Source organism: Pseudomonas sp. Irchel 3F6, from assembly GCF_900187595.1.
Classification (GTDB): Bacteria; Pseudomonadota; Gammaproteobacteria; order Pseudomonadales; family Pseudomonadaceae; genus Aquipseudomonas; species Aquipseudomonas siliginis.
Window position 1 is genome coordinate 622,956 of sequence record NZ_FYDP01000003.1, and the last position, 9,346, is coordinate 632,301.

Here is a 9,346-nt window from a genome sequence, read left to right on the forward strand (position 1 = left end):
GGCTTGATGCTGACGAAAATTGACTTATTGGCAGGTTATAAGTGCATCAGACACAACGGTGAATGCCTATGTGGGAGCGAGCCTGCTCGCGAAAGCGGTGGACCAGCCGCCATTGAGGTGACTGACTCGACGCCTTCGCGAGCAGGCTCGCTCCCACAGGGATTCGATGGTGCCTGATGATTTACGGCTGTGCCGCCAGCCATGTTTCATCGCAGCAGGTCTTGAGGGTTTCACGCAGCCAGCGGTGGGCCGGGTCCTTGTCGAAGCGCGGGTGCCAGGCCTGGGTCAGCATGAGCATGGGCAGCGGAATCGGCAGGTCGAACGAACGCAGTTTCAGGCCCAGCCGCCGCACGCTGAGCAGGGCTTCTTTGGGCACCGGCAGGATCAGGTCGGAGTCGGGCAAGGCAAACATCGCCGCGTGGAAGCTCGGCGCGATCACCGCCACCCGGCGCTCCAGCCCCAACGCATTCAACGCCGTGTCGATCGGGCCGCGAGCGATGCCACGCCGCGACATGCTGATGTGGGAAAAACCGGCGTAGCGCTCGGCCGTGATTTCGCCGTCGAGCAAAGGATGGTTCTCGCGCACCAAGCCGACGAAATGCGTGGAGAACAGGTTCTGTACCTTAACCTCCGGCGTGAGCGGACGGGTGTTGCTGACGCTCAGATCGATGCGTCCTTCGCGCAGCGCCTCATCGTCGCCATCGCCTTCCGGGACGAAGCGCAATTCGCAATGCGGGGCGAGCTGGTCGAGGGTGTCGAACAGCTTGCCGCCGTAAACGCCGACGAAGAAATCATTGGCGCGAATGCTGAAGCGCCGGCGCAAGGTGCCCAGCTCGACGCTGTCGGCGGAGCGGAACAGCAGCGCCGCCTGCTCGACCACGTCGCGCACCTGTTCGCGCAGTTCGAGGGCTTTGGGGGTCGGCACCAGGCCACGCCCGGCGCGCACCAGAATCGGATCGCCGATGGCTTCGCGAATCCGCGTCAGCGTGCGGCTCATGGCCGCCGGGCTGAGGTTCATCCGCCGCGCCGCGCCGACCACACTGCCCTCGTCGAGCAAGGCATCGAGGGCGACCAGAAGGTTCATGTCCGGGAGTTGCATGCTGAGCACTCTTGGCTGATCTGGATTGATCCGGGCGCAATGCTAGCAAACATCCCTAAAGAGTGACGATGCCAGCGCTGGCCTCTTCGCGAGCAGGCTCGCTCCCACCTTGGAATGCGTTCTCATGTGGGAGCGAGCCTGCTCGCGAAGAGGCCGGCCCAGCCAACGAAGATCTCAGCGCTGCATACCCCAGCGCTTGACGGTCACGCGCTCAAGGGTGGCAAACACCAGATTTTCCACCAGCAGACCAATCAGGATCACCACCGCCAACCCGGCAAACACCTTGTCGGTGTACAGCTCATTGCGATTCTGGAAGATGTACCAGCCCAGCCCGCCCTTGCCGCTGGTCGCGCCAAACACCAATTCGGCCGCGATCAAGGTGCGCCAGGCAAACGCCCAGCCAATCTTCAAACCGGCGAGAATCGACGGCAGTGCCGCCGGGATCAGGATGAACAACACAAGGCGCAAACCCTTGAGGCCATAGTTGCGCCCGGCCATGCGCAGCGTCTCGGACACACCGAGAAATCCGGCATAGGTGTTCAGCGCCAGCGCCCACAACACTGAATGCACCAGCACGAAAATCAGACTGTTCTGCCCCAATCCGAACCAGAGCAGCGCCAGCGGCAGCAGGGCAATCGCTGGCAACGGGTTGAACATCGAGGTCATGGTGCTGAGCAGATCACGTCCCAACTGGGTCGAGACCGCCAATGTCGTCAGGGCGAACGCGAGGACGATGCCGATCAGGTAGCCTTTGATCAGCACCACCAGCGAGATCCACACCTTGGCCAGCAGCTCGCCACTGAGCAGCCCGTCGAACAGGGCCTGCGCGGTTTGCAGAAAACTCGGCAGCATCAGGTCATTGTTCTGAATCCGCGCGACCACCTCCCAGATGATCGCCAGCACAATCAGGATCAGGCTTTTGCGCAACCAGCCCTGTTGCCACAGGCGCGTGCCAAGCGGCAACTCGCGCTCGACCGGCACTGCGGTCAGCGGCTCGAGCACGGTTTCGAATTCTTCACGCACGGATGATGAATGGCTCATCGGGTAGTCCTCCTGGCCGCTCAATAGGCGATGCGAATGTCGTTGAAGTCGTGATCACGTTCGGTCTCCGGCGTCTGGCCCTCATCGAACAGCAGACGATGAATGCGCCGCGCCGACGCCTGAAACGCCACGCCGCCGAGGCTGTGCAGGTCGTATTGATGGCTGTGCACTTCGGCGCGCACCCGGCCCGGATGTGGCGACAACAAGAGGATGCGATTGCCCACCACCAGGGCTTCTTCAATCGAATGGGTGACGAACAACAAGGTGAAGCGCACCTCTTCCCAGAGGAGCAGCAACTCCTCCTGCATCTTGCGGCGGGTCAACGCATCGAGTGCAGCGAAGGGTTCGTCCATCAAAAGAATTTTTGGTTGCATGGCCAACGCCCGGGCGATCGCCACCCGCGCCTTCATGCCGCCGGACAAGGTGTGTGGATAGGCGTCGGCAAACGCTGCCAGACCGACCTTTTCCAGGTAGTGCAGCGCACGCTCTTCGGCGTCTTTCTTGTTCAAGGTGCGCGAGGCCAGCAGCGGGAACATCACGTTCTGCTTCACGGTTTTCCACGGCGGCAACTGGTCGAATTCCTGAAACACCACAATGCGGTCCGGCCCCGGCGCATCGACGCGCTGGCCTTGCAGGCGGATCTCGCCTTCGCAGGGCTGGATGAATCCGGCGACCGCTTTGAGCAGGGTCGATTTACCGCACCCGGACGGGCCGAGCAGGACGAAACGATCAGCCGGGTCGACGGCGAAACTGACTTGATGGGTAGCGCGCACCACTCGCTGCGGCGTGCGGTATTCGAGGCTGACGTGATCGACGGCCAGCAACGCTTCGCTGTGGGCGATCGGGTTGCTGACCGCGCGGCCTGGCAAAGGGGCGTTCATGATCGATCTCCGGCAAATCAGAAAGGCGCGTCGCCCTGAATGGTCGTGCGATACAGCTTGCGGCGCAGGTGCGCAGGACAGCCGGCGGCGAGATGGATCAGCGAGCGGTTGTCCCAGAACACCAGATCATGCGGCTCCCACTGATGGCGGTAGATGTTTTGCGGCAGCACGCTGTGGGCGAAGAGTTCGCCGAGCAGCTGACGACTTTCGTCTTCCGGCAGACCGACGATGCGCGTGGTGAAGCCTTCGCTGACGAACAAGGCTTTGCGGCCGTTTTCCGGATGGGTGCGCACCACTGGGTGCACCACTTCGGCGACTTGGGCCAGTTGTTCCGGGGTCAGGGTCGGGCGCCAGTTACCTTCGAACTTGGTTTCGCTGTAGCGCGCGGTATAGGAATGCGCAGCGGAACGTCCTTCGACCGCAGTGCGCAAGGCAGCGGGCAAGTCGTCCCAGGCTTTGTGCATGTCGGCGAACAGCGTGTCGCCGCCCTCGGCGGGCAGCTCTTGGGCGTGCAGCATCGAGCCGAGACTTGGCAGCTCTTTATAGGAGAGATCGGAATGCCAGAACTTGCCGGCGTCACCGAGACCGATGTTCTGGCCGTTCTCGATAATGTTGGAAACGATGAGGATTTCCGGGTGATTGGCCAGCAGGAACTGCTTGAGCACATGGATCTGCAACACGCCGAAACGGCGGCTGAAATCGATTTGCTGTTGCGGGGTAATCTGCTGATCGCGGAAGACCACGACGTGGAAATCCAGGTGCGCGCGGTGAATCCGCGCGAAGTCCTGATCATTGACCGGCCGGCGCAGGTCGAGGCCAACGATCTCGGCGCCGACGGCACCGCTGAAGGGGCGAATTTCGAAGATTTGCGGCGCGGCAGTTGCGGCGCTTTCGGTGGCAGTAGCGGCGGACATCAATCATCTCCCACGCACGGCGCGCTCATGGCCGCGCTCGTCGATCAGACACTCACGCTGGATTGCGTGTCGGTTCAGGTCGTGCGGCGCGCCGATTGGTCGGCAGGTACGCAGGTGGGTGACTTTATAGCTATAAGAACTGGAGATTAAATACCGTTATTGAATAACGATATGGCGAATGGTGAGGGGGTGGGTGACCATTTGTGTCACTTACCGACGGATATGTAGCGCTTCGGAGGACGCCTTCGCGAGCAGGCTCGCTCCCACAGTTGGAATGCAATCTCCTGTGGGAGCGAGCCTGCTCGCGAATAGGCCGTCACCAGCGCCGAAGATCTAGCGCTCGTGCAACGCCTCAGCCCGCGCCCGAATGATCGGCTTGAGCAAATAGCTCAACACCGACTTCTTGCCAGTGATGATATCCACCGAAGCGACCATCCCGGGAATGATCAGCAAAGGCTTTTCATCCGTGCCCAAGTGGCTGCGCTCGGTGCGCACTTTGATCACGTAGTAGGTGGTTTTCTTGTCTTCGTCGGTGATGGTATCCGCACCGATCTGCTCCAGCTGTGCCTTCAGGCCGCCGTAAATCGTGTAGTCATAGGCGGTGAATTTGACGATCGCTTCCTGACCCGGATGCAGGAACGCGATGTCCTGCGGGCGGATCTTGGCTTCGACCAGCAGGGTGTCGTCCAGCGGCACGATTTCGACCATGTCGCTGCCCGGCTGGATCACACCGCCGATAGTGTTGACCAGCAACTTGTTGACGATGCCCCGCACGGGTGAGGTAACCAGCGTACGGCTGACGCGGTCTTCCAGCGCCTTGCCGGTGGCCTGGGCCTTGTTCAGATCGGTGCGCGCTTCGTTGAGTTGGGTCAGCGCTTCGCTGCGGAATTTGCCGCGGGTTTCGTCGATCTTGCGCTGCACTTCCTTGATCGCCGATTCGGCGCGTGGGATGGCCAGCGTGGTCGCGTCGAGCTGGCCACGGGTTTCCACTTCGGCACGCTTGAGGCGCAACACTTCCACCGGCGAGACCGCGCCCTGCGCCACCAGCGGCTCGGACATGTTGATTTCCTGACGCTGCAAACCGAGTTGCTGACGGTACTGCGCCTGCTTGGAGCTGAACTCACGCAGCTCTTGCTGACGCTGGATCAACTGCTCCTGCAAGCCGCCGATTTCATCGTGCAACTGCTGACGGCGGCTGATGTACAGCGACTCTTCGCTTTTCGCCTGGCCCGGCACGGCTTTGAGCACGTCCTCGGGGAAATTCAGCGGACGATCATCGACTTCCGCGCTCAGACGCTCGACCCGCAGCAGCATCGACAGGCGATCGGCCTCGGTTTCGCCGACGTTCGAGGCAAAACGTGTGTCGTCGAGACGAATCAGCGGCGCGCCGGCCTCGACGATCTGGCCTTCCTTGACGAACAGCTCGGAGACGATACCGCCCTCCAGGTTCTGGATTTTCTGAATCTTCGACGACGGAATCGCCTTGCCGTCGCCCTTGGTCACCTCGTCGATCACGGCGAAGTTGGCCCAGAGCATGAGGAACACGAAAAAGCCGATGATCGCCCAGATGGTCAGGCGCACGACGCGCGGGGCGTCTTCGATCAGCGCCTTGTTGACCTCCGGCAGCGGCTGACCCTGCAGCGAGGCAGAGCCCTTGAAGTAGCGACGGATCGACTCCTTGACACCGGACTTAAGCAACACTGATCTGCCCCTTCTTCAACGCTTCCATCACGGCGGCTTTCGGGCCGTCGGCGAGAATCTGCCCGCGATCGATCACCAGCAGGCGATCGACCAGCGACAACAGCGATGCCCGGTGCGTGACCAGCACCACGGTCTTGTTTTCAATCACTGCTGCGAGGCGTTGCTTGAGGCGTTCTTCGCCGGTGTTGTCCATCGCACTGGTTGGCTCATCCATCAGCAAGATCGGTGGATTGAGCAACAGCGCCCGGGCCAGGGCGACGTTCTGCCGCTGGCCGCCGGAGAGGTTTTGCCCACGCTCGCCGACTTGCAGCTCGTAGCCTTGCGGGTGCAGACGGGCGAATTCGTGGACGCCGGCCAGTTCGGCGGCTTGCAGCACCAGCTCGTCTTCGACGTAACGCGCGCCGGACACCAGGTTGTCACGCAGGGTGCCGGACAGCAGCTGGATGTCCTGCGGTACGTAGCCGATGTTGTAGCGCAGTTCGCTGACGTCGATCTGGCGGATGTCCACGCCGTCGACCAGCAAGGCACCGTCGTCCGGTTGGTACAGGCCCACCAGCAGTTTCGCCAGCGAACTCTTGCCCGAGCCGCTGCGGCCGATGATGCCGATCTTCTCGCCGGGACGGATGACCAGGTTGATGTTCTTCAGCGCCGGGTTCTGCTGGTCCGGATAGGTGAAGCTGAGCTGACGGCATTCGATCGCACCCTGCAAAACCTTGCGGCTTAGCGGACGCTCTTCGAAATTGCGCTCCTGGGGCAGCTCCATCATCTGGTCGACCGAAGTCATGGTCACCCGCGCCTGTTGATAGCGCGTGAGCAGGCCGGACAGCGACGCCAGCGGGCTCAGCGCACGACCACTGAGCATGTAGCAGGCAATCAGCCCGCCCATGCTCAGGTTGCCGGCGATGATCTGGTACACGCCGAAGACGATCATGATCACCCCGGCCAGTTGCTGGATCAGCAAGGTGATGTTCATCGCCAGACCGGAGAGCATTTTCACTCGCAGCTCGAGGCGGCTGAGGGTGCCGATGGTCTGCTCCCACTGATACTGGCGCTCGCTTTCGGCGTTGTTGACCTTGACCGCGTCCAGACCGGCGAGGGTTTCGATCAGGCTCGACTGGCGCTCGGCGCCCAGCGCCATGGTCCGTTCCATGGTCGCGATCAACGGCTTCTGCAAGGCGTAGCCGATCAGCAGGGCAATCGGGAAAGCCAGCACCGGAATCCACACCAGATGCCCGCCGAGAATGGCGATGACGATGAAAATCAGGATGGTGAACGGCAGGTCGATCAGGCTGGTCAGGGTCAGCGACGCGAGAAAGTCGCGCAGGCTCTGAAACTCATGGATGTTCTGGGCAAAGCTGCCGACCCGCGCCGGGCGGTATTTCATCGCCATGCCGACAATGCGCTCGAACAGCGTGGCGGAGATGATCAGGTCGGTTTTCTTCCCGGCCAGATCCAGGCACAGGCTGCGCAGGCTCTTGAGGATCAAGTCGAAGATGTAAGCGCCGGTGATGCCCAGCGCCAGCACCCACAGGGTTGCTTCGGCCTGGTTCGGTACTACGCGGTCGTAGACGTTCATCACGAACAGCGGTGCGGCCATGGCGATGATGTTGATCAGGAAACTGGCGGCGATCGCATCGGCATACAGCCAGCGCGAACGCTTGAGGGTGTCGCGAAACCACGAGCGTGCACGCGGGATCAGCGTGCCGTGGTTGACGTCGAATTTGTGCTGCGGCTGGGCGAAGAACACTTTGCCGGTGTAATCGTCGCTCAGCAGTTCGCGGCTGACCACCGATTCGCCGCCATCGCTTTCGCTCAGCAGCACGCGTGCTTCGTTGTCGCCCTGCCAGCCGAGCAGGACGGCACTGCGGCCATCCTTGAGCAGCAACAGAGCGGGCATGGCGATCGCCGGAATTTCTTCGAGTTTGCGCTGCAACACCCGCCCCTGCAGCCCGGCGCGAGCCGCTGCGCGCGGCAGCAACTCGACACTCAAACGTTGTTTGGGCAGCGGCAGGCCGGTGGTCAGCATCGCCGCGCTGGCAGGCTTCTGGTGCAGCATGCACAGGGCGAGCAGACCATCCAGCAACGGATCGTCATGCAACGCGCGTGGATCATGGCTGAGTTGAACTCGACTGACTTCTGATTCCACGCTCGACACTCTTTAACAGTTGGAAGGGATAACTCAGTTCATCCCAGGCAGCTGGACCTTGGGCTTCACGTCGTTCTGCACAACGGATGCCAACGGCGCGACCACTCCCTGGCTTTTGAGCAATTGGCCCATGGTCGCCTTGATTCGGTACTGAGTAAATAACTGAATGTTCTTGATTTCCGCCAGACGCCGCGAGGCGGTAAACAGTTCGTTTTCGCTGTCGAGCAAATCCAGCAGGGTGCGTTCGCCGAGGCTGAATTGACGCTGGTAGGCGGTACGCACCGAGGTGCTGCGATCGACGTATTGCTGGGCGATCGGCACTTGGGCGTTGGCATTGTTCAGCGCGTTCCAGGCGAGGCCGAGCTCTTCATTCAACTGACGCAGGGCGTTGTTGCGGATGTCCAGCGCCTGGTTGGCCAGGTACGACTTGGATTCCAGATCGGCCTTGTTGCTGCCGCCGGAATACAGGTTAAAACGCATGCGCAGCATGGCCTGCCATTCGTTGTTGTGGCCGTTCTGACCATCGAGATCGTTGTCGGCGGAGCGGCCCAGTTCGGCGTCGAAACGCGGGTAGAAGGTCGATTTGGCGGTGGCGAACTGCTTCTCGGCAGCGGCGATGTCCGACTCGGCGGAACGCAGGATCGGGCTGTTTTCCAGCATTTGCGCGCGGGCTTCATTGAGGTTGGCCGGCATCATCGCCATGAACGGCGCCGGGCGCTCGAGCTGATCGGGCATCTGACCGACGGCGCTGAGGAAGTTGGTTTCCGCATCGGCGAGGTTGGTCTGCTCGGTGATCAGATTGTTGCGGGCCTGGGCCATGCGCGCTTCGGCCTGATCAAGGTCGGCACCGCTGCCGACGCCGCGCTGGGTGCGCAACTGGATCTGGTCGTAGATGCGCTGGTGGCTCTTGAGGTTCTCCTCGGCCAGACGCACGAATTCGCGACGGGTCAGCACGTCCAGATACACCTGGGCGACGGTCAGTGCAGTACGCTCGGAAGTACCCAGCAGCGAGTAAGCACGGGAGCTGACGTTGGCTTGTTGACGCGCAACTTCGTTAGACGTCGCGAAACCGTCAAAAACCATTTGCGAGAGACGTAAACTTGACTCGCTGCGGTTCAACGTCTCCCAGTGATTGCTTCCACCGTTCGCTCTCGTGGTCACACTGTCAGTGCCTTCACGGCCATAACCGCCCAGCAGATCGACCTTGGGCAGGTATCCCCCTTTCGCAGCCTTTAACTGATAATCCGCCGCCAATCGACTATTGACCCCCGCCTGAATCTCCGGATGGACATCCAGCGCCTGTTGCATGGCTTCTGGTAAGGATTGTGCTTGTACAAAAGAGGCGGCGAGAGCGAAGGGAGCGGCAAGGAGCAAAAGCGAACGCATGGTTGGAATTTTCCCGGAACTTCTTGTCTTGAATCACAGCAGAAACGTGGTGCTGCGTCGGATGATGGCAACCCGAAAGACCGTATGTCGGAAAGTTCAAAACAGGAACTGGATGACAGGCTGAAGGACAGGTCGCCGCGGAAATATCAATGTGACATTAGTGGGGCGATTGTTTAGG

The 9,346-nt window shown here is 61.2% G+C and carries 7 protein-coding genes; all 7 read right to left on the reverse strand.

Annotation, left to right across the window (positions count from 1 at the left end; all coding sequences use genetic code 11):
* Positions 1-181: 181 nt before the first annotated feature.
* Positions 182-1,099 carry a LysR family transcriptional regulator gene (locus CKW30_RS14400; protein ID WP_016772273.1) on the reverse strand — a complete coding sequence of 306 codons (918 nt, stop codon included), beginning with the start codon at positions 1,097-1,099 and terminating at the stop codon, positions 182-184.
* Positions 1,100-1,273: 174 nt separating this feature from the next.
* Positions 1,274-2,140, reverse strand: a complete 867-nt coding sequence (locus CKW30_RS14405) for an ABC transporter permease (protein WP_041477414.1) — start codon at positions 2,138-2,140, stop codon at positions 1,274-1,276.
* 20 nt (positions 2,141-2,160) lie between these two features.
* On the reverse strand, positions 2,161-3,021 hold the full coding sequence (locus CKW30_RS14410; RefSeq protein ID WP_095181150.1) for an ABC transporter ATP-binding protein: 861 nt from the start codon (positions 3,019-3,021) through the stop codon (positions 2,161-2,163).
* A gap of 17 nt (positions 3,022-3,038) precedes the next feature.
* Complete coding sequence (locus CKW30_RS14415; RefSeq protein ID WP_095181151.1) at positions 3,039-3,935, reverse strand: TauD/TfdA family dioxygenase; 897 nt, start codon at positions 3,933-3,935, stop codon at positions 3,039-3,041.
* Between the two features lie 333 nt (positions 3,936-4,268).
* The gene (locus CKW30_RS14420; RefSeq protein ID WP_024011116.1) at positions 4,269-5,636 is read right to left on the reverse strand and encodes an HlyD family type I secretion periplasmic adaptor subunit; all 1,368 of its coding nucleotides are present in this window, start codon (positions 5,634-5,636) and stop codon (positions 4,269-4,271) included.
* Positions 5,626-7,782: a type I secretion system permease/ATPase gene (locus CKW30_RS14425; protein WP_051600365.1), complete on the reverse strand. Its 2,157-nt coding sequence runs from the start codon at positions 7,780-7,782 to the stop codon at positions 5,626-5,628. The genes CKW30_RS14420 and CKW30_RS14425 overlap by 11 nt, the downstream gene beginning before the upstream one ends.
* A 33-nt stretch (positions 7,783-7,815) precedes the next feature.
* Entirely contained in the window at positions 7,816-9,168 is a 1,353-nt protein-coding gene (locus tag CKW30_RS14430; RefSeq protein WP_095181152.1) for a TolC family outer membrane protein, read from the reverse strand.
* Positions 9,169-9,346: the final 178 nt, after the last annotated feature.

Bases quoted from the DNA above. Each gene is read 5' to 3' on its own strand.
- CKW30_RS14430 (WP_095181152.1), bottom strand. From the start codon at position 9,168: ATGCGTTCGCTTTTGCTCCTTGCCGCTCCCTTCGCTCTCGCCGCCTCT.
- CKW30_RS14415 (WP_095181151.1), bottom strand. From the start codon at position 3,935: ATGTCCGCCGCTACTGCCACCGAAAGCGCCGCAACTGCCGCGCCGCAA.
- CKW30_RS14400 (WP_016772273.1), bottom strand. From the start codon at position 1,099: ATGCAACTCCCGGACATGAACCTTCTGGTCGCCCTCGATGCCTTGCTC.
- CKW30_RS14410 (WP_095181150.1), bottom strand. From the start codon at position 3,021: ATGAACGCCCCTTTGCCAGGCCGCGCGGTCAGCAACCCGATCGCCCAC.
- CKW30_RS14405 (WP_041477414.1), bottom strand. From the start codon at position 2,140: ATGAGCCATTCATCATCCGTGCGTGAAGAATTCGAAACCGTGCTCGAG.